20 protein-coding genes are annotated in these 20701 nt (G+C 52.8%); 11 read left to right on the top strand and 9 right to left on the bottom strand.

The features are described from left to right. Positions 1–67 precede the first annotated feature (67 nt). Positions 68–703, bottom strand: a complete 636-nt coding sequence (locus ACFE8Q_RS22485) for a gluconate 2-dehydrogenase subunit 3 family protein (protein ID WP_375447697.1) — start codon at positions 701–703, stop codon at positions 68–70. A 207-nt stretch (positions 704–910) separates the two neighbouring features. On the opposite strand from ACFE8Q_RS22485, the gene ACFE8Q_RS22480 reads away from it, so the two are divergent. Further along, on the top strand, positions 911–1432 hold the full coding sequence (locus tag ACFE8Q_RS22480; protein ID WP_375447696.1) for a dihydrofolate reductase: 522 nt from the start codon (positions 911–913) through the stop codon (positions 1430–1432). An 80-nt stretch (positions 1433–1512) separates the two neighbouring features. Here the strand turns inward: ACFE8Q_RS22480 and greA are convergent, their stop codons facing one another. Then, complete coding sequence (gene greA / locus ACFE8Q_RS22475) at positions 1513–1986, bottom strand: transcription elongation factor GreA (RefSeq protein WP_375447695.1); 474 nt, start codon at positions 1984–1986, stop codon at positions 1513–1515. A gap of 342 nt (positions 1987–2328) precedes the next feature. Between greA and fmt the strand changes: the two genes are divergently transcribed. The 3 genes from fmt (at position 2329) to ACFE8Q_RS22460 (ending at position 5221) form a co-directional block, all read left to right on the top strand. After that, positions 2329–3252 (top strand): methionyl-tRNA formyltransferase, encoded by a 924-nt coding sequence (fmt, locus tag ACFE8Q_RS22470; protein WP_375447694.1) that lies wholly within the window; start codon positions 2329–2331, stop codon positions 3250–3252. Positions 3253–3339: 87 nt separating this feature from the next. Continuing rightward, entirely contained in the window at positions 3340–4329 is a 990-nt protein-coding gene (locus ACFE8Q_RS22465) for an NAD-dependent epimerase/dehydratase family protein (protein WP_375447693.1), read from the top strand. Beyond that, positions 4316–5221, top strand: a complete 906-nt coding sequence (locus ACFE8Q_RS22460) for an SDR family oxidoreductase (protein WP_375447692.1) — start codon at positions 4316–4318, stop codon at positions 5219–5221. The genes ACFE8Q_RS22465 and ACFE8Q_RS22460 overlap by 14 nt, the downstream gene beginning before the upstream one ends. Before the next feature lie 73 nt (positions 5222–5294). Here the strand turns inward: ACFE8Q_RS22460 and ACFE8Q_RS22455 are convergent, their stop codons facing one another. Next, positions 5295–6542, bottom strand: a complete 1248-nt coding sequence (locus tag ACFE8Q_RS22455; RefSeq protein WP_375447691.1) for a TCR/Tet family MFS transporter — start codon at positions 6540–6542, stop codon at positions 5295–5297. Between the two features lie 84 nt (positions 6543–6626). On the opposite strand from ACFE8Q_RS22455, the gene ACFE8Q_RS22450 reads away from it, so the two are divergent. The 3 genes from ACFE8Q_RS22450 (at position 6627) to ACFE8Q_RS22440 (ending at position 8910) form a co-directional block, all read left to right on the top strand. Then, the gene (locus tag ACFE8Q_RS22450) at positions 6627–7088 is read left to right on the top strand and encodes a DUF2721 domain-containing protein (protein WP_375447690.1); all 462 of its coding nucleotides are present in this window, start codon (positions 6627–6629) and stop codon (positions 7086–7088) included. 147 nt (positions 7089–7235) lie between these two features. Continuing rightward, positions 7236–7982, top strand: a complete 747-nt coding sequence (locus ACFE8Q_RS22445) for a peptidase (protein WP_375447689.1) — start codon at positions 7236–7238, stop codon at positions 7980–7982. An 88-nt stretch (positions 7983–8070) separates the two neighbouring features. Further along, complete coding sequence (locus tag ACFE8Q_RS22440; protein ID WP_375447688.1) at positions 8071–8910, top strand: transglutaminase domain-containing protein; 840 nt, start codon at positions 8071–8073, stop codon at positions 8908–8910. 21 nt (positions 8911–8931) lie between these two features. On the opposite strand, the gene ACFE8Q_RS22435 is transcribed toward ACFE8Q_RS22440, so the two are convergent. Next, entirely contained in the window at positions 8932–9267 is a 336-nt protein-coding gene (locus ACFE8Q_RS22435) for a translation initiation factor (protein ID WP_375447687.1), read from the bottom strand. Between the two features lie 5 nt (positions 9268–9272). Beyond that, positions 9273–10151 carry a diacylglycerol/lipid kinase family protein gene (locus ACFE8Q_RS22430; RefSeq protein WP_375447686.1) on the bottom strand — a complete coding sequence of 293 codons (879 nt, stop codon included), beginning with the start codon at positions 10149–10151 and terminating at the stop codon, positions 9273–9275. Between the two features lie 138 nt (positions 10152–10289). On the opposite strand from ACFE8Q_RS22430, the gene ACFE8Q_RS22425 reads away from it, so the two are divergent. The 3 genes from ACFE8Q_RS22425 to ACFE8Q_RS22415 all read left to right on the top strand — a co-directional run bounded on the left by ACFE8Q_RS22425 (position 10290) and on the right by ACFE8Q_RS22415 (position 14651). Continuing rightward, the gene (locus tag ACFE8Q_RS22425; RefSeq protein WP_375447685.1) at positions 10290–10733 is read left to right on the top strand and encodes a YybH family protein; all 444 of its coding nucleotides are present in this window, start codon (positions 10290–10292) and stop codon (positions 10731–10733) included. A gap of 210 nt (positions 10734–10943) precedes the next feature. Beyond that, a complete protein-coding gene (locus ACFE8Q_RS22420) occupies positions 10944–13967 on the top strand; it encodes an FAD-binding and (Fe-S)-binding domain-containing protein (protein WP_375447684.1) in 3024 nt (1007 codons plus the stop codon). A 141-nt stretch (positions 13968–14108) separates the two neighbouring features. Next, positions 14109–14651 carry a hypothetical protein gene (locus ACFE8Q_RS22415; RefSeq protein WP_375447683.1) on the top strand — a complete coding sequence of 181 codons (543 nt, stop codon included), beginning with the start codon at positions 14109–14111 and terminating at the stop codon, positions 14649–14651. Between the two features lie 125 nt (positions 14652–14776). Here the strand turns inward: ACFE8Q_RS22415 and ACFE8Q_RS22410 are convergent, their stop codons facing one another. Both ACFE8Q_RS22410 and mog read right to left on the bottom strand, forming a co-directional pair. Next, positions 14777–14971: a hypothetical protein gene (locus ACFE8Q_RS22410; RefSeq protein WP_375447682.1), complete on the bottom strand. Its 195-nt coding sequence runs from the start codon at positions 14969–14971 to the stop codon at positions 14777–14779. A 13-nt stretch (positions 14972–14984) separates the two neighbouring features. Further along, positions 14985–15509 (bottom strand): molybdopterin adenylyltransferase, encoded by a 525-nt coding sequence (gene mog, locus ACFE8Q_RS22405; protein ID WP_375447794.1) that lies wholly within the window; start codon positions 15507–15509, stop codon positions 14985–14987. 109 nt (positions 15510–15618) lie between these two features. On the opposite strand from mog, the gene ACFE8Q_RS22400 reads away from it, so the two are divergent. After that, positions 15619–15759: a DUF2256 domain-containing protein gene (locus tag ACFE8Q_RS22400; RefSeq protein ID WP_375447681.1), complete on the top strand. Its 141-nt coding sequence runs from the start codon at positions 15619–15621 to the stop codon at positions 15757–15759. Positions 15760–15996: 237 nt separating this feature from the next. Here ACFE8Q_RS22400 and ACFE8Q_RS22395 read toward each other — a convergent pair whose 3' ends face one another. Next, a complete protein-coding gene (locus ACFE8Q_RS22395) occupies positions 15997–17691 on the bottom strand; it encodes an IPT/TIG domain-containing protein (protein ID WP_375447680.1) in 1695 nt (564 codons plus the stop codon). 36 nt (positions 17692–17727) lie between these two features. Continuing rightward, positions 17728–20598, bottom strand: a complete 2871-nt coding sequence (locus ACFE8Q_RS22390; protein ID WP_375447679.1) for a carboxypeptidase-like regulatory domain-containing protein — start codon at positions 20596–20598, stop codon at positions 17728–17730. Positions 20599–20701: the final 103 nt, after the last annotated feature.

Genomic DNA, 20701 nt, shown 5'->3' with positions numbered 1-20701 from the left:
CGCTTTGGAGTCAGTAGCACTTGATCAGCGCAACTGTAAACAGCAAACAGTAAACAGTAAACTCTTTTTAGATTGCCCAAGCCTTCTGCCCTGGTTTCAGGGGGACACAGCCATCATACCGACCTGGAATAGCCACATACTCGAGTGCCTGCGTAGCACCGATTTCTGACGTGAAGTACCCCATCAGTGTCAGTTCTTTCAGCATAGCGAAGAAGGGGGTTACATTTCGCTTCTCCACCGGAATCTGCACATCCTGCTGCCCGGCTACGGCGCGGGCGGCATTTGTTTTTTGCTGACTGGCATCAGCTTCCAGCTTTTTCATCAACTCGATTTTCTGCTTGTTATCAAGTTGTGAAAATGACTTGCCATAGCTATCCTGACTCATCTTCTGCGTCATGGTCAGACCGTCGATGAACCGTTGCTGGTCGGCTGGCTTGTAGCAGTCTTTCAGTACAACATCTATGATCTCATTTACCTTCGCTGCCTTAGCACCGGGTGTACTCGTAGTGGGGATGATTACATCGGCCAAATCGGCCACCAGGGCATCCTGATCGGCCGTAAAAAGAACGGGCTTGCCCGTTGCAATCCGTTTGGCCGCCGAAGCCTCAAGCGTATCAGCCAACGCGGATGAGCCAAGGCCTGGTAGCGTCATCGTCGCACCAACCATTGTAGCCACCCGCAACAGGGCGTCGCGTCTGTTCATAGGAGAAATAAGTTAGAATACAGTATAAAAACGTTGTATCGAATCACAAATGTATATAATTACAAGAGGGAATTGGACAGCGCAACGCACCAATTTTCAGGCTAATACCAATTTTTAGAAAGTGGCTGATTACGGGGCACGTACCTATGCTACGTTGTGGTTCAACTGACCAGTAGCCGTACTTTTACGGCTCGATAGTTACCTCCTATGACGATTAGCCTGATTGCCGCAATGGCACAAAACCGGATCATTGGCCGCGACAGAGCCGACGGACGTCCAGACCTCCCCTGGCACCTACCCGATGACTTCGCCTATTTCAAACAAAAAACCAGCGGCCATGCCATTATTATGGGGCGAAAGTCGCTGGATGCGCTGGGAAAGCCCCTGCCAAAACGAACCAACATTGTAATTACCCGCAATCCTGATTTCCGGGCCGACGGCGTGATTGTGGTTAATACGCTTAACGCTGCGTTACAGGCCGCTGAAGAGGCCGAAGCTAATCACGACCAACCGGAACTGTTTGTGATCGGCGGAGCCGAAATCTATGCGCTTGCCTTACCCGTAGCAAACCGCATTTACCTCACCGAAATACAACGTACCTACGAAGGCAACGCGGCTTTTCCTGAGTTTGATAAGGCAGAGTGGCGCGAAGTCAGCCGCAACCCGCACCCTGCCGACGACCGCCACGAAGCCGCCTTTGATTTTGTGGTGTATGAAAAACGGTCATAGGTATAAAAGGTCATAAGTCGCGCTGCTTAGGAACGTACCTGAGCAGCGCGACTTATGACCTTTTATACCTATGACCGTTTTTACCGGCTGATTTCGATTACTTCAAACTCGATCTTTCCGGCGGGAACTGTGATCTCGGCTGATTCGCCTACCTTCTTGCCTAGCAGCCCTTTACCGATGGGCGAGCCTACCGAAATACGGAATTGCTTCAGATCAGCTTCTTCTTCCGATACCAGCGTGTAGGTGACCTCCGCGCCGGTTTTTTTGTTTTTGATCTTCACATTCGACAATACCGATACAATCGACGTATCAATCGACGATTCATCGAGCAGACGGGCATTGGCCACAACCTCTTCGAGCTTCGAGATTTTAAGTTCGTGTAGCCCCTGCGCATCTTTGGCCGCATCGTACTCGGCATTTTCGCTGAGGTCGCCTTTGTCGCGGGCTTCGGCAATCTGGTGGGCAATGGCAGTACGACCTTTGGTTTTCAGGTCGTTCAATTCGGCTTTGAGCCGATTCAGGCCCTCTTCTGTGTAATAGTTAATTTTAGACATAATATGCTGGTGTCTTGTAAGTAGACAGTTGCCTCTGCCCGCCTGACTGACTGAGCTAGCCGGTAGAGTCAACTAGTAAAAATATCCGTTATAGACTTTCGTCGTAGACAAAAAAAAGAACGGCCCACCGACCGTTCTGCAACAAGTTTGTTTGTTTTGCAGCCTGTCAGAAGAACCAACCTTTAATGATGTGTGCGCGTTGTTGTCGCATCGGGTTGAGATGGCGTTTAGACAAATGTACGACTTCGGAACTGCCTTTGTCAATATACCCATCCCGGTTTATAAAAAACGTAAGAATGAATAAATGATTACTAAACCTCAACGCAGTTCAAAACAAACTATATGACCAACGGATTACGCATTGTGTTCATGGGTACCCCCGATTTTGCAGTGGCCAGCCTCCAACGCCTGCTCAGTGGGGGTTGCCAGGTAGTGGCGGTCATTACCGCACCCGACCGGCCGTCGGGTCGTGGGTTGCAGTTGGTTCCGTCGCCGGTGAAGAAAGCTGCGCTGGAAGCTGGATTACCTGTTCTGCAACCCGAAAAACTGCGCGACCCGGCGTTTTTGGCTGAGCTAGCCAATTACAATGCTGACCTACAGGTTGTGGTGGCCTTCAGGATGTTACCGGAAGCCGTCTGGGCTATGCCGCGCGTAGGTACGTTCAATCTTCATGCCTCGAAGCTACCGCAGTACCGGGGCGCGGCACCAATCAACTGGGCCATTATCAACGGTGAGACAGAGACGGGTGCGACCACCTTTTTTATCGAAAAAGAAATCGATACGGGCCAGATGATCTTTCAGGAAACAGAGCCAATTCACCCTGATGATACGGCAGGTACGTTGCACGACCGCCTGATGGAACACGGGGCCGATCTGGTGTTGCGAACGGTACAGGCTATTGAGGCGGGAACGTACCCACGAACGCCCCAGCCCGAGGCCACAGACCTGAAACCGGCACCTAAACTACATCGGGAGACTACCGAAATCAACTGGAATCAGCCAGCCGCTCAGGTGCGAAACTTCATCCGGGGCTTATCACCCTACCCTACTGCCTGGACGATGCTGAACGGTAAGTTTTACAAAATCTACGCCGCATCCGTCGCCAATGAAAGTCCCTTCGATGCCGAGCCAGGCCAGGCTTATACCGACCATAAAACGAAACTGCTGGTGCGCGCTGCCGATGAGTGGCTCTCCGTAGACGAGCTACAGGCCGAAGGCAAACGCCGCATGTTGACAGCCGATTTTCTGCGGGGAAACTCGATTTAAGAAGTCAGCCGAGGCGCCGAGATTGGTTCCTTTTAATCTAATATATCCCCTTTCACGTATTTATTCCAGTAGCTAGCTATCAACTGATTGGCCAATACAATTCTTTTAACGGGCGCTAACGGGTTTCTGGGAAGCCACATTGCCCGCGAGTTACTGGCTCGTCGCTACGTAGTCAGGGCGCTGGTACGTCCCGGCAGTAACCGATCCACGTTGCCCGACATGCCCATAGAACTCGTCGAGGGCGATATCTGCAACGCCAGCGATGTTATGAACGCGACTGAAGGTTGTGCGGGCGTGATTCATGCGGCGGCTTTGGCTCAGGTCAATCCGGCGCGTAACCCGGCGGTTTGGACGGTGAACAAGACCGGTACTGAGCACATACTTCAAGCAGTTCAAACACATGGCGTGCGCAGGCTGGTCTATGTTGGTTCGGCCAATGTATTCGGCTTTGGCTCAAAAGAACAACCCGGCGATGAGAAACACCCTTATTCTGGCAAACACTACGGCATCGATTACATGGACAGCAAAGTGGCAGCGACGGAACTGGTGAGGCAGGCGGCTCATACAGACAACGTACCTGCTGTGCTCGTCCATCCATCATTTATGCTTGGCTCACTCGACAGCAAGCCCACCTCTGGCGCCATGTTGCTGGCTGTAGCGAAGCGGCAATTACCCGGCTACACGGTGGGTGGCAAGAACTTCATCCACGTGCGTGATGCGGCCATTGGCACCGTCAATGCGCTAACGATGGGCCGTATAGGTCAATCGTACATTCTGGGAAACGAAAACCTGACCTACCACGACGCATTCAGCCTAATGGCTACCATCGCGGGCGTACGGCCGCCACGCTTTGCGCTTTCACCGGGACTTACCCGGCTCTACGGTCAGTTGATAGACTGGTGGGCGACACAAACGGGCAAGGCGGCTCGGGTGACCCTGCCCATGACTATGATCGCCAATGACGGTCATTACTTTTCGTCGCAAAAGGCAATTAACGAACTTAACTTACCGCAGACTCCCATCAGGGAAGCCATTCAGGAAGCTTACGACTGGTTCACCACGCATGGATACGTCTAGTGAAAAACCCTTCTTATTGAACTCTCCATATAACCACCAGCCCGTAAGCCCAACCAGACGGCGTGCGCAGCCACCGGTTACGGGGCCTTTTGCGGGAAAAGTAGCGTTGATCACAGGCTCGGAGTCGGGCATTGGTCGCGAAACGGCCCGTGAACTGGCCCGTCAGGGAGCAGCCGTCATGCTCAATGGGCTTCGTCCTGATCAGCTTGCCCAGACGCTATGCTCCTTTCAGGAAGCCGGGTACGTTGCCGAAGCCTGTGTGGCCGATGTGACAAACTACGCCGCCTGCCAGCAACTCATCGACGATACGGTGGCGGCGTTCGGGCAGCTTGACATACTGGTCACAAACGCCAGCATATCCATGCGGGCGTATTTCAATGACCTCGACGTTGATGTGTTCCGGGCGGTTTGCGACAGCAACATTTACGGCACCGTTTACCCCTTAAAAGCTGCTTTGCCGCATTTGCTCGACGCTAAAGGCTGTGTTACATTTATTTCCTCTATCTCGGCGCTAAACGGCATTCCCAGCGGCTCGGCCTATTGTGCCGGTAAGGCTGCCATGAGCAACCTGGCGCATACACTGCGGCTGGAGTGGCATAAAACAGGCTTGCATGTTGGGGTCATTCACCTTGGCTTTACGGCCAACGACCCCGAGAAGCGCGTAGTGGCGGCCAATGGCGAACCGGTACCGCTGGCTCACCGTCCGCCCCGTTGGCAAATGTCACAACAGCAAGTAGCTCAGGCCATTGCCCGTCATATTTTACGCCGCCGCACCAACACGGTGCTGACAGGCATGGGAAAGCTGAACGCTACCCTGAGCCGTTTCTTCCCTGGTCTGGTAGATCGAATCGTCCTACTTAGTATGAAACTCAGACCCGAATTGTATGAGTGATTGGGGGATTGGGGATGGGTTGACTTCACCAAACCTAAACACGTTACCAGTTACCCAATCCCCAGTCAACCAATCAACCTACTATATCTTCCTTAACTACTTCCTTCGGTTGCACATAATTTTTCAGGGCGCCAACGGTAATAAAAATGGCGACGAGCGTGAAAATAGCACCAGCCATGTAGGGGGCTCCCGGAAAATAGATGGGTGCCGTGGGTTTGGTAAAATAGGCAAACAGGTTTGTCATCAGCACGGGGCTGAAGATGGCTGTCAGGCTCATCAGGCTGGTTAAAGCCCCCTGTAGTTCGCCCTGCTCATTCGGTGGCACCTGCCCCGAAATAATGCCCTGGATGGCGGGGCCGGTAATACCAGCAAAGGCGTAGGGAGCAATTAAAGCCAGCGCCATCCAGCCCTCATAGGCGAATGTGAAGCCGATGAAAGAAATTACGTAGACAATCATTCCCAGGAAAACGGCTCGTTTCTGGCCTATTTTGGGAATGATAAGCCGGATTAAGCCACCCTGTACAATGGCCACGGCCAGTCCCACCAGTGCCAGCGAAATGCCAACAAGCTTGGTATCCCAGCCGTAACGAAGCATCGTGAAGTAACCCCAAACCGACTGCATCACCTGCCCGGCAATGTAGAGGAAGGCCAGTGCGGCAATTAGCCCCACCAGCGATGGGTACCGCCTCAAGGCCTTGAATGACCCGATTGCGTTGGCCCTGCGCCAGTTGAACGGGCGGCGATTTTCCTGAGAAAGCGATTCGGGCAGGACGAAAAAGCCGTATAGACAGTTGAGCAGCGATAAGGCCGCCGCCGCCAGAAACGGAGCCCGTGTGCCATAGCTGCTCAGCAACCCGCCCATGCTTGGCCCAATAATGAACCCAAGCCCGAAGGCAGCACCAACGAGCCCAAAGTTCTGCGCCCGTTTTTCGGGCGTACTGATGTCGGCAATGTAGGCACTGGCCGTAGTGAAGCTAGCCCCACAGATGCCCGCAAATACCCGCACAACAAATAGCCAGGTGATTGTGGGGGCGTAAGCACAAACCAGAAAATCCAGACCAAGCCCGAAAAGAGCCACCAGCAACACCGGCCTGCGACCGTACTGATCGCTCAAACCACCCATAACCGGAGCAAACAAAAATTGCATGGCCGCATAGGCAAATGTAAGCCAGCCACCATACTGGGCTGCCGCGCTTAGTCCCTCGCCGGTGAGATCTTCGATCAACCGGGGCACTACGGGTACAATCAGGCCAATGCCGATGCAATCAACGAGAACCGTGATAAAAATAAAAATTAACGCTGGGCTACGTTTCTCAGACATATAAAAGGACGCATTTTGAACAAAGGCCGCAAGTTACGACGTTTCGACAGGTAGTCGGTGGTTATTAGCCATTGACTACCGTCTATGGAACTCACCATCAGTACCCCGGCTCTGCTTTTTTCGACAGTCTCATTACTGATGATTGCGTTCACCAATCGCTTTCTGGCCATCGCCAGCCTCATCCGCGACCTGCACGATAAATTCAGGACTAATCCCGAGATAGTGTACGTTGATCAGATCAGGAATTTGCACCGTCGGTTGCGGCTTATTCGTAACATCCAGATTCTGGCCGTATTGAGCCTGCTGGTGAGTGCTATTTCTATGGCGCTGATCTATTGGGACAAACAACTGGTGGCGAGTTACCTGTTTGGACTGGCACTGGTGTTGCAGATATCGGCGCTGGTGGTTTCGGTGGTCGAAATCTCAATTTCGATCAACGCTTTGCAGATTGAACTAAGCGATATGGAGAAAGAATTGGGCCACCGCCGCTTCGATTTATTCGCCCTTCGATCACGTCCGGCTACTAATTCTGACCTGCCGAATTAGAAAAAATAAAACATGTTGGCCGATTAACGCTTTATTCTGTAGATAACTTCTACAGACAAAGAGGGATTAGATAATCCCACCACTCTGGAAAGGCACAATGGGAAAACGGTTTATATTTGCCCATGACACATCCACCTCGCGGCTATAATGACGTACTGCTTAGGAATTAAAGTAAAATCAGGTTTGGTTGCTATCGCCGATACGCGCCTGACATCGGGCACCGAAGTATCCACCAACCGAAAGATCACCGTCCACGAGGTCAAGAATCATTCGCTGTTTATTATGACCTCCGGTCTGCGGTCAGTACGCGACAAGGCCATCACGTATTTTCGCGAAGTGCTTGCCGAACAGGACCAGACTTTCAATAAGTTATATAAGGCCGTCAATGCCTTTGGCGAACAGGTGAAGCGGGTAGCGGCTGAAGACAAAGAGTCGATTCAGGCGGCGGGGATGAACTTCAACCTCAACGCCATTGTGGGTGGTCAACTCGAAGACGACGAAGAACACAAATTGTTTCTGTTGTATCCCGAAGGCAACTGGGTTGAAGTCGATTCTGGTTCTCTTTTCAAGATTATCGGTAACTCGGGCTATGGCAAGCCCCTGTTGTTCAGAAACCTGAATTATGAGGCTACACTACAGGAAGCCTTGAAAATCGGCTTTCTGGCCTTCGATGCCACTCGGGTCAGCGCCAATGATGTCGACTATCCGCTCGACGTGGTGATCTATACCAAAGACAGTTTCCACATGACCGAGCACCGGTTGGAGAAAGACGATATGGATGAGATCTCGCATCAGTGGAGCGCCTTGCTCAACAACTCGGTGCGCCGCCTGCCCACTTACTGGATGGACCCCATCTTCGAAAAAGTGGCTAACCCAATTATCAATGGTCGATGACCAATTGGCAATCATTTTGTGTAACAGTTCTTACGGTACGCTACGATATGTCGCAGCGGTTCATTGTTAACTGACACCCGTTCATTGTATGCGCCTTTCTGTCCGGCATCAGTTGTTATACACGTACGACCATCCGGTAGTACTGCAACCGCACATGCTCTATCTGTATCCGCGCACGTATCCTTACCAGCGGCTACAACACTACGAACTCACCATTGACCCGATGCCATCGAAGGTGGTTCGTAATGTCGATGTAGAGGGTAACGTTCAGCAACTTGTATATTTCAGTGGTCCAACCAGCCACCTGCATATTACGGCAGAGATTGAGGTTGACTCCGAACCATTCAACTCGCTTGACTTTGTTCTTTTTCCGTTCGAAGCCCAGCGGGTGCCGCTGAAATACCCGGCCGAGGTACGTCCTCTTCTGGAAACGTACCTGACCCGCGAAGGTGTTACGCCCGCCATTGAAAACTGGGCCCGCCAACTGGCGGCAGGTGTGGGCTGGCAAACTGTTCCGTTTCTGATTGCGCTGAACAACGCCATCCGGCAATTCACGTACGCGGTTCGGGAAGAGGGCGCACCATATCCCCCCGAGCAGACATTACTGGATCAGCGTGGTTCGTGCCGCGACTATAGCACCCTGTTCATGGCGGCCTGTCGCAGCCTCGGCATAGCCGCCCGATTTGTGAGCGGGTATCTGTTTGGGTCCGCACAGCAGGAGCATCAGCTTCACGCCTGGGCCGAAGTATACCTACCCGGCGCAGGCTGGCGCGGCTTCGACCCGACCGAGAATACCGTTGTTGTCAATAATCACGTCTCCCTGGCCTCTTCAGCCCGCGCTGAACTGACATCTCCCGTCAGCGGTACCTTCACCGGCAAAGCCAACTCAGTGCTGGAAGCACATGTATCAATTAACAATGATCAATGACCAATTATCATTGTTAATTGATTACCCCCCTGCTTTCTTGGCGGCGTATTTCTTGCCGGTCAGGTACGTCAGGATTTTGTCGCGGTGGTCGCCCTGAATCTGGATTTCGCCATCTTTGACCGTGCCGCCTGTTCCGCAGGCATTCTTGAGCTGTTTCCCCAGATCGGCCAGATCAGCATCGGTGCCCACAAAGCCGCGCACGGCCGTCACTACTTTGCCGCCACTTCGCCGGTCGAGCCACACTTTTAGCTGCTGTTGCTGTGGTGGCAACGTTTCGGCGGCGGGTTCATTGCTGGTTTCGTATTCGTGGTCGGGGTTCGTTGAATAGACGATGCCCGTGTAGTTTTTCTTGCTCATAAGCGTCACATCAAAATCAATAAACTGGCGGGCAGCACCCGAATTGTACAACTGTTTCCGGCAAGTGTCAGCGGTTCGCCATCAGCATGGGCCAGTAGTGGCGCGTTGCTTTGAATACTGGCCTCCTGTAACCGCCGCCCCGACCAGTAGGCCGACCGGTTTAATGATTTACGAAACAACTGCCAACCCAGTACACTTGCCATGTGCGCCGGAAACGGCTTTAACTGGCACAAATCCAGTTTGCCATCGGCAATATTGGCAGTCGGGGCAATCCAGGCATTATTACCAAACTGCCCGGCGTTGGCCGCCGTCAGCGAAAAAAGCGGACCAGCCTTTTTTTCATCAATTGTGTACTCAGCCGACCGGTAGCTCCAGAACGCCTGATAAGCCGTTTTGATATACGTCTGTAACCCCCGAACCGGCTGTTTGGCGAATTCATGGGCCACATAGGCTTCAAAACCGAGGCCCGCCGTGCAGAAAAACGGGTGGTCATTCAACTCGCCGCTGTCGATCAAAACGGGCTTGCCGGCCAGCGCACGCTGTACTGCCTTCTGCGGATTCATGGGTAGGCCAAGATGACGCGCCAGCCCATTGCCTGACCCCATCGGAACAATACCCAGTGCCGTTGAGGTTTTTCGAAGGGCACGGGCGGTTTCGTTGATGGTGCCATCGCCGCCCACTACCAGCACCCGACGAATGCCCTGTTGCGCCGCCTGAGCGGCCAGTTCGGTAGCATGACCCGCGTAGGCTGTCGTGACAATTTCCGCCTGGTAAGCCTGCCTGTCGGCTTCGGCAGCGATGAATGCCCGCAGGCTCTCCCTTTGGTCGGGCGGCAACGTACCCGACAACGGATTGATAATAACAAGCAGATCAGTAGTAGCCATTCATCAGGCGAAAAAAAGGAACATTAAGGCAATGAATACGAGGATAAACACGTAATACCACCCGTCGGAGAACACATAAGGCTTATATTCCCGGTAAAAATTACGTAGCCATTTCATCCTGTAAAGTTCGCCAAAAAAATGAGACCCCTCCGCTTTCTGCTTGTTCTGTCTGTGCTTGTTACAACCGGCACCTCTTTTGTTTACGGTCAGACGGCGGCCGATCGCCAGGCTATTCTGAGCACCCTGAAACGCCAGACCGACGATTGGAACGCCGGGCGGGTAGCTAACTTCATGGACGGTTACTGGCCTTCCGACTCGCTGACGTTCGTAGGCAAAGCAGGGATTACCTACGGATATGATGCCACGCTGGCGAACTACAAAAAACGCTACCCCGACCGGGAAAGCATGGGTACGTTAGCGTTTACGATACTAAAGCTTGAGTTTCCGGCTAAAAATGTAGCCTACGTTATCGGAAAATGGCACCTGACTCGTCCAGCAGTTGGCGATGCCGGTGGTCATTTCACGCTGCTCTGGGAAAAGAAAAAAGGCCGCTGGCTGATCGTGAGCGACCACTCATCGTAGACTAGTATCTGTGTTTTCTGACAGGATTTATAGCGACGCACAGTTTTTGGACAGGATTTACAGGATGAACAGGATTTTCTCTTTGCTCTGAAGAAAAAGCAAATCCTGTTCATCCTGTAAATCCTGTCCAAAAAACTGCGCCAGTGTGCTTTATCATCGTCAAGACTTTATAGGCTTGTACCTTTGTAGCCTGCCAATAGTTATCGGATTATGTTCAAGATTGCGCCCAAATTGCCTTTTGCCGCCCTGAGTCAGTCGTTCGATGGCGAATTGTATTTCAATGAGTCGCCCGAACACAAGGCACAGTTGACGGTCTATGCCACCGATGCGTCTGTGTATCAGGAAATGCCGGTGGCCGTGGCCATACCGCGCACTATCGAAGACATTAAACGGCTGATCCGATTCGCCAAAACCAACACCCGCCCCAACGCTCCGCTTGGCCTGATTCCCCGCGCCGCCGGCACATCGCTGGCCGGGCAGGTGGTTGGTACCGGCATTGTGGCCGATATCGGAACTTATTTCGATAAAGTACTGGAAATCAACCCGGCCGAGCGCTGGGTACGTGTACAGCCGGGTGTCATCCGCGATGACCTGAATGGGGTACTGAAAGCACATGGCCTGATGTTTGGCCCCGAAACGTCAACGGCCAGCCGCGCCATGATCGGCGGTATGATCGGTAATAACTCCTGTGGTCTCCACTCGATCGTCTGGGGCACCACCCGCGATCATCTGCTGGCCGTGCGGGCCGTACTTGCCGACGGTTCGGAGGTAACATTTGGTCAGTTGACCCAGGCCGACTTTGAAGCGAAGTGCCGGGGCGAAAACGTGGTTAGTCCACTCGAACAGCAGATTTATCAGAAATTTCATAACTGGCTGAACGATCCTACCATCTGCCAGCAAATCCGGGATGGTTACCCGAACCCCGCCGTAAGCCGCCGCAACACCGGCTACGCGCTGGATGCGCTGGTGGCGTCCCTCACCCGGACGCGGGACATTAACCTCGCCCACCTCATTGCCGGGTCGGAAGGAACGCTGTGTTTCATTACCGAAGCGACGTTGAATCTGCTTCCGTTGCCGCCCAGGTACGTTGGTCTGGTTTGCGCCCACTTCGAAACATTGCGCCAGTCGCTGGAAGCGAATCTGGTTGCCCTGGAGCATCGCTGCTATGCCTCCGAACTGGTGGATGACTACATTCTTCAACTGACAAAAACCAACATCGAGCAGGCAAAAAATCGGACGTTTGTAGAAGACCATCCCGTTTCGGGCGACCCCAAAGCGGTGTTGATGGTCGAGTTTTTTGCCGAAACTGAGCAGGAGGTGGTCGACCAGACAGCACAGTTTGTTGAGGCGCTCCGGGCCAAAGGGCTGGGCTACGCGTATCCGGTGCTGTTTGGCGACGATACCAAGAAGCCGTGGGCTCTACGCAAAGCCGGGTTGAGCATCATGTATAACGTACCTGGCGACGAAAAGCCCGCCAACGTAATTGAAGATTGCGCCGTTGCCCCCACCGACCTACCCGATTACATCGACGAGCTGACGGTTATGGCCAAAGAAAATCACGGTCTTGATCTCGAGTACTCAGCACACGCGGGTGCGGGTGAGTTGCACGTGTTGCCGCTGATCAACCTGAAAACGACACCGGGCCGCGAGACATTCCGGGCACTACTGCGCGATACAGCCCAGTTGGTGAAGAAATATGGCGGTTCGCTCTCTGGCGAACATGGCGACGGTCGGCTGCGCGGCGAATTTATTGCCTATATGCTTGGCCCCGAAAATTACCAGCTTTGCAAAGAAGTAAAGACCCTTTGGGACCCGCAAGGCCTGTTTAACCCCGGAAAGGTGATCGATAGCCCACCCATGAACGAGCACCTTCGCTACCAAGCCGACGTGGTAATTCCTCAGCCCAAAACCATCTTCGATTTCAGCGAGGCAGGCGGGCTACTCGAAGCAACCGAAAAATGCTCGGGTTCGGGCGATTGCCGGAAAACGCATTTTTCGGGCGGCACCATGTGCCCCAGTTATATGGCTACCCGCCGCGAACACGACACGACCCGCGCCCGCGCCAACATGCTCCGGCATTTTTATACCGGCAATGAAGTAGCAGCCGCCGAGGTGAAAGACGTGCTCGATCTCTGCCTGTCGTGCAAAGCCTGCAAAGCGGAATGCCCCAGCAGCGTAGACATGACCCGGATGAAAGCTGAATTCACACAGCAGCTATACGATGAGAAAGGTATACCACTCCGGGCCAGTCTGGTTGGTAATTTCACGCGGTTGATGAAGCTTGCCAGCTACGTCCCCTGGGCCTACAATGGCATTTACAACACACCCGCCCTCCGCCGCATCGCCAACCGTCTGGTCGGTTTCCACCCCGACCGGACCATGCCGCACCTGCAAGAGTTTTCTGTTGACCGTTTGCCGTTTACTAGTGCTCCGCTGGGGAACGTGTTAGCTCATAGCGGAGCAACAGAAAACGGGAAACGGGAAACCGCGCGGCGGACCGCTGTAAACCTTTTCATTGATGAATTCACTCAATTCAACGATGGGTCGGTTGGCGAGAAGGCGGTGAAGTTGATGCAGGCGCTGGGGTATGCCGTTTCGATCCCGGAGACAGCCGAGAGCGGCCGGACGTACCTGTCGAAAGGGTTTGTGCGGGAGGCGAAGGCATTGGCGATTCGTAATGTGCTGGCGTTACGTGACTACGTTTCAGCCGAAAACCCGCTGGTTGGACTGGAGCCGTCTGCGATCCTCACCTTCCGCGATGAATACCCTGATCTGGTTCCCGATGAACTGAAAATAGATGCCCGCCGGATTGCCAGTCATACGTACCTGCTGGAAGAATGGATAGCCCGCGAAGCCGATGCTGGACGAATCCTGGCCAGTCAGTTCACCGCCGACACGCGCCACGTGAAGCTACATGGTCACTGCCACCAGAAAGCGCTCTCATTGATTAGCCGGTCCGTGGATGCGCTATCGTTACCGGCCAATTACAGCGTCGAACTGATTCCGTCAGGCTGTTGTGGAATGGCTGGCTCATTCGGTTACGAAGCCGAGCACTACGACGTATCCATGCAGATTGGCGAACTGGTACTCTTTCCAGCCGTGCGTGCGGCCGATGCCGATACACTGCTGGCGGCTCCAGGTACGTCCTGCCGCCACCAGATTAAAGACGGTACGGGCCGCCTGGCTCAGCACCCGGCCGAAATTCTTTTCGATGCGCTGCTTAAGCGAGTCTGATGTTACCAACTTCATATATGGTAACACATTAATTTTTACATTTTCTTGATCTTTTCCTCAGTGATTTCTAACAACTTAAGAAACGTAAGTGTTATGTACCTATCAATCGACTAGTTCGATAGACATAAACAACTTAACGTCATGAAGAAGATCACAATCCTGGGTGCGCTGCTTATAGCTGGCCTTACCCTCAACGCAAACGCGCAGACAACGCCTGCTTCACCGTCTACGCCAACAACGATGCCAAGCACCGTTCCGTCGAATCCGGCAGGCACGCCTCAGACTGGTACACCAAGTACAACTGGAACGCCTACAACCAACGGTACGTATAATAACTCGACTAACCCGACTACCACAGGTACGTATCAAACGCAACCGGGAACTACCACAAACGGTACAACTACAGGTTACCCACAAGGATCAACACAAAGCGGGCAAATGCGTAACGGTACGTCACAGAGTGGTACGACACAGAGCACCACCACAAATGGTACTTATTCGACGCAATCGGATCGTACCATGCGCAATGGACAGACGCAGAACTCAAACCGGACCCGTTCTACTGACCGTACAACTATGGATCAGTCGGACACAAACCGGGGCACCAATTCAACAAATCGGAATCGGAGCACAACAACCGGCACTGGTAGCACAACCACCCGTCCGAATTCGACTACCTATTAATGAGTATGTTACTGGTAAACGAATCATTTAACATTCATATGTTGTTGTCAATCGATTCGTTTACCAGTTATTACCAATTCAGTTAATGCATACGCTCCTGCTTTTCTTAGGCCTGACATTATTGCCTAACGCTGACTTAACTGTTCAGCAACAGCCTGTTCCGACAACGCGCCCGACGCAACCACGGAGCCGTACCGCCTCTTCACCGATCGACACGATTGGTCGGCGGCGTGACCGGCGGCCCCGGCCCGACTCGCTTCGGCGAGGCGGTGCCTCTCGCGTTGATTCAGTTCGTGCGCACAAGTAGTGTCTTTTAGCAAATCATGCCCGTTTTCAGGACTTTGGCCTGAAAATGGGCATGACTTTTTCGTTAGTGGTCAGAAATGGACCATTAATAAGATCGATGCAGTATGGAATAGCCGGAAAAACAATGCCGAGGCACTGACCAATAGCCTTGGGTTTACCCGGTAAGTTCAGAATCAATGTCTGGTTACGAATCCCCGCCGTTTGGCGAGACAGTATCGCTGTGGGTACGTATTTCAGACTTTCCTGGCGCATCAGTTCGCCAAACCCCGGCATCATTTTCTGGCAAACGGCTTCCGTTGCTTCGGGCGTCACGTCGCGTAGTGCCGGGCCGGTGCCCCCCGTTGTTACGATCAGGCAGCACCCTCCGTTGTCGGCCATATCAATCATCGCCGCTTCAAGTTGGTCCTGTTCATCGGGAATTACCCGGTAAACAGGCTCCCAGGGCGATGTAAGCCACTCCGTGAGCAGGGCTACTACCGCTTTGCCGGGGATATCCTCGTATACACCTGCACTCGCCCGATCCGATACGTTGATAATGCCAATACGGGCAATCGCTCCTTCATTGTTCATCCTGTAAAAATAGCCTCTCAACTGCTCTTTCACGTTGCGTTTCGGTCAAAATCCCTTAAAACCAAGCACTGCAACTGCGTGTTAGGTATGGATGAAGATGCGCAAGAAATCAGATTTTCCCAGCAAGGTCTGCCCCGTTTGTCAGCGGCCCTTTGTGTGGCGCAAAAAGTGGGAGCGCGACTGGGATAACGTCATTTATTGCAGTGATCGCTGTCGAAAACAAGGCCAATAGCTCGGTCTCACCGACTATGTCCGGTGCAAGTAGATGCTTCGCCAATTTGACCTCAAAAGCCGTCAATCAACCTGAAGGAGCATCCTGTGCGAAGCATCCACTTGCACCGGACACAGTCCGGTGAAACCGAGCTAATCAACAGCCCTAAAAAAAGGCCGGAAGCAATGCTCCCGGCCTTTATTGCGACACCAATATGAATTAAAAAAAGTGTTAGCTGAGAGGCTTGCCTCATCAACGTTAGTTATAGTTCGTGTTCTGTGGGTCCCAGTTCACCCAGCCCTGTGTCCAGTTTGTTGTGCCAAACGCACCACGGAATGTTTCTTTCGTGAAGAAGGCATCGGCACCTTTGCCATCCCAAACAGCACCTGTCAACAGTGGTGAGCCAGTTCCTGGCAGGAAGTTTGGCGCAGTCAGGTTAAAGTTGTTCGCATTGAGGAGCAACGTCGCTACGTCCGACGATGGAATCACTTTGTTGGCGTAGGCAGCCGTGTTGAAGAACGCAATTGCATCAGCGTTTGACAGGCCGTTAGCACCACGAACAACCGTAGTTGAGCTTGGAATTTCATCGTTTGCCAGTACGATACCACGTAATTGTAACGTACCTGCGGCCAGGTTAGCAGCCGTTCCGGTTGCTGTAGTAGCCCCATTGTCAAGGCGCAGACCTTCAGGATACCCGGCTAACACCGAGTTGAAGATACTGATATTCGTGTTGCGGCGCAGGTGCATGCCCGACTGATACGGACCACTACCACCCGTAGTGTTCGCAGATGACGGCGTTCCTGGGAAGACAAAGTTGCTCATGTTGGCAAATACTGGCGAGGTCAACGGCAAGCCGGCATTGGGGCCAGTAGCAGGCAAGCCAGTACCAGCGAAGTTGTCAGATTCAAAGCCGTTAGACGACGATTGGTCAGCTACGTTTGGGTCGCGCAGAGCAACACCATACTGTACTTTACCCGAATAACCCCAGTCAGTATCCCAATCATCATCGAAACCACGCAGCGCAACCAGGTACTTCATATTAACCGTACCGCCAAACCATTCATACGAATCGTCACCTGAGTACGACACCTGAATGTGATCGATTGTAGTGCCAGCACCTACACCGTACAGTGTCAGGCCGTTAATTTCGCTGCCAGCCGACAGGGCGATACCTGGGAACTCGATACGCACATACTGCAACGTACCTGAATTATCATTTACATCGGTGTAGGTACCCGTTTGGCCTGAAATTCCGCCTTCAAAGGCAGTAGCGGCTGGCTGGTTTATTGGGGCTTTACCAATAAGCACAACGCCACCCCAGTTACCGTAACCCCGCTGCCCGGCAGGCTTGCTCGACGTGAAGACGATCGGGTTAGTAGCCGTTCCGGCAGCAGCAATTTTCGCACCGGCCTCAATGATCAGGGTTCCTCCCTTATTTAAACCAAGTGGGTCCTGATCACCGGCTGTTCCCTTGATAACGGTACCGGGCAGGATAGTCAGCGTTACGCCTGATTTAACGTAGGTAAAGCCACGAAGCAGATAGATATTATCAGGACTCCAGGTTTCATTAGCGGTAATGTTGCCCGTTTTCTCGATAACAGGCCGGGGGCCTATAGAGAATGTCTGGGTGCTCGTCACCTTTTGTCCACCCGTTGCTACGGCGATAGAGCCAGTCTGTGCAGCGGCCGGTACCCGAACAACGAGTTGAGTAGACGAAGCTGATACAATTTCTGCAACGGCGTTACCACCAAACGTAACCGTGTTGCTAGCTGGAGTAGCGTTGAATTGGGTACCCGTAATGACAACCGTGCTGTTGACAGGTGCCGACGTAGGGCTAACGTTAGTGATAGACAGCACAGGTGCTGGCTGATCATCGTTTTTACAGGCGGTAAACGCGGTGCCAAGTCCGAAGACGACTAACAGCGTGTAAGCCAGTTTGTTTACTAGTTGCATGAGGGATGAATTAAGTTAACTGTAAAATCTTGGTCGTTAGGGCACAATAACCCGGCGACCAAAGGTGTAAATAGCCGATACCGTGTAATAACTGCCCCGGCGAAATGAACGGCGAAGCTGATCGGCGCTGGCTGTTTGCGACGTTACATCTGTACCAATCTTGCCGTCGCGGTTAAAGTCTTCGGCTAACTGGAACGGTTGATTCAGAATATCCTGGATACCCAGCCGCAGTTCAATCCGGTTGTTGAATGTCTTCGTTAGATTGAGGTCTACAACGTGGCGGGGCATTTCGTAAATGGTGGGTACGTCTACGTTACCCACCGCAAAAATTCGCTGACCAAATACGTTGTAAAGGATGTTTCCCTGCCAGCCCGACTTTGGCGCTGCATAATACACGCCCAGGTTAAGCAGGTAAGGCGACTGACCTGCCAGCGGGCGGGCGTTCGACGTCAGGCCACGATACTGTTGAATTTCGCCACCTAAATCCGGCGCTGTAATGACATCGCCCACGTTAACCTGGCTCTTAATCAGCGACAGGTTACCAACCACAGTCAGATTTTTCAAAAACTCACTGGCCGATTCCTGGAATCCCTTACGAACTTCTATTTCAACGCCGTAGTTCTGAGCCGACTGGGCGTTCATGAACGTGTATGAAAGCACGTTTGGATTCAACAGCAGCAACGATTCAATGGGGTTGCGGAAGTGCTTGTAGAAACCCGTTACGGAGATCAGTTCGCCCGCCGATGGGTAGAATTCCCACTTGGCATCCAGGTTCTGGATCGTGGCCGTTGTCAGCGTCGTGTTTCCGCGGATAGTAGCTAGCAGGCTGAAATCGTAATATTCGAATGGCGCAATCTCCCGGAACTCAGGTCGGTTGATCGTGGCCGAGTAAGCAAGACGGAAGTTAGTCCGGTCTGAAATCTTATAAGTTAGATTGAGGGATGGCAACGGGCTGAAAATCCGGTTGGAAACAAGCCGCTGATCAACACCGACGATGGTTGCACGCAGGCTTTGATCGTTGTATTCGCCCCGGAAACCTACGGTCAGATTCGTGCGGGCTCCCAGGTAAACGTCACCGCTGACGTACCCGGCGTAATAGCTGTTCAGGCCCCGGTACGAGTCCACATCACGGGTGCCATCGCGCAGGGTCAGGCCGCTCGACCCGTTCACGTTGGCCGGACTGAACGCCGAACCAATGTCGCTATTACGAGCGGTGAGCGAGTTTTCGCCTACAGGAACGTACCCGTAGAAGCGAGCATTGTAATCACGGTTTTTCTGTTCGTAATAAACGCCCGCCTTAATCCGGTTGGGCTCGCGATCGGTTGGGTTGCCAAACGTGTGCTCATAATTGGCAACGCCTGAGTAAACCAATTCTTTAAGCCGTGAATAGAAATGGCCCGTTTCCGTGGCGGTAGGATCTTGCGGAGTCACAATGGTAAATGGACCAGTTGTGCCACTAGCGCGGGTTGAGCGGGCACGACGCCAGTCTGGTTCCCAACGGCCGGTATATCCAAAGCTGCCAATCCAGTTTATTTTCGTCAGTTCATTAACGATGTGTTCACCAGCCAGTTGTGTAGTCAGAATGCTCCTGTTTTCGAACCGCTCAGAGTAAGCGCGCACATCATTGTTATCATTCAGGTTCTGCCCTTCCCGAACGGTGGTTTCCGTAGTACTCAGTTGATTGAACAGCGTTTTCCACTCCAGATTAAACAGGGGCGAAATCCGGGCCGACAAATTATTCAGGATACCTAGACGAGTGCCCCGGCTGTACATGGCATCATTGTATTGCTGAGCGGCCGAGTTAGCAACGGGCGAGTTGCCATATAAGCGTTGATCTACGTTGGCAAACTGATTCGTCATCGCGTAGTTGATGCTTGTCAGGTTGCTCATGCGCATGTTGCCAATATCAAACCGGCGACCCGTATTTAGGGCAAAACGAATGTCGGGCGATACGGTAGTTTGCTGCAAGGCCCAGTTGTTGGGTAGCAGTTGGGCGTAGGCAGCGCGTTGCAGCGAACTCAGGTTATTGAACGTACCTGAGTTGGTGGGAAAGCTACTTGGCAGTTGCTGATCCCGATCCCACAAGCCAAGCCAGTTTAGCCCGCCGCGCTCATGCGTCTGTACGGATTGCCCGGTTGTATTGCCACGATAACCGATTGTTACCCCAGCATCGAGGAAATTCTGTTCGGGGCGACGCTTCGTGTAAATCTTGATGGCGCCACCGGCAAAATCACCGGGAAGCTCAGCCAGACCCGTTTTGTAGACGATCATCCTATCGATGATGTTACTGGGAACCAGGTCGAACGAGAACGAACGCGTATCAACCTCCGTCGATGGCGTGATTACATCATTGATCAGCACCGAGTTATACCGGGCACCCATTCCCCGGATGAGCACAAACCGGTTATCGACGATACTAACGCCCGGTACGCGACGAATGGCAGCGGCGGCGTCGCGGTCCTGCGCTTTCTGAATCTGCTGGGCTGATACACCCACCGCCATTGCCTTGATCTGCTTGATCTCGGTCACCACGGCGATTTCGGTGTTGGTGGTCCGGCCGGCTTTTACCACTACTTCCTGGAGCGATTTGCTGTCTTCAACTAAATCTGTTTCCAGTACGGTAGCGTTACCTGATTCGATGCGAACGTTTGGAATCGACTTGGTTGCGTACGAAACGTAGCTGATCTGAACGGTGTGTGTACCAGCAGGCACTTTGCTCAACTCAAACTGTCCGTTGATGTCGGTGCTGCCGCCCATCGGCGTAGCGAGGCCCATTATCTGCACGGTGGCTCCGATAACGGCTTCGTTGGTTTTCCCGTCGCGAATGATACCACGCAGGATACCCGTTTGGGAAAAGGCGCTCACTGATAAAAAAAATAGTGAGCAGATAAGTAGTACGTGTTTCATATTGGCGTTTATCCGTTGTAGGATTTGACGCCGCAAAACTACCGGGATAGTGTTACCTCAATGTTACGAGAAGGTTACGGCTAAATTATGATTAAACAGAGAA

Source organism: uncultured Fibrella sp. (genome assembly GCF_964250085.1).
Taxonomy (GTDB): Bacteria; Bacteroidota; Bacteroidia; order Cytophagales; family Spirosomataceae; genus Fibrella.
Note: the sequence above shows the minus strand (reverse complement) of the source record. Positions and strands in the feature narration are given on the sequence as shown.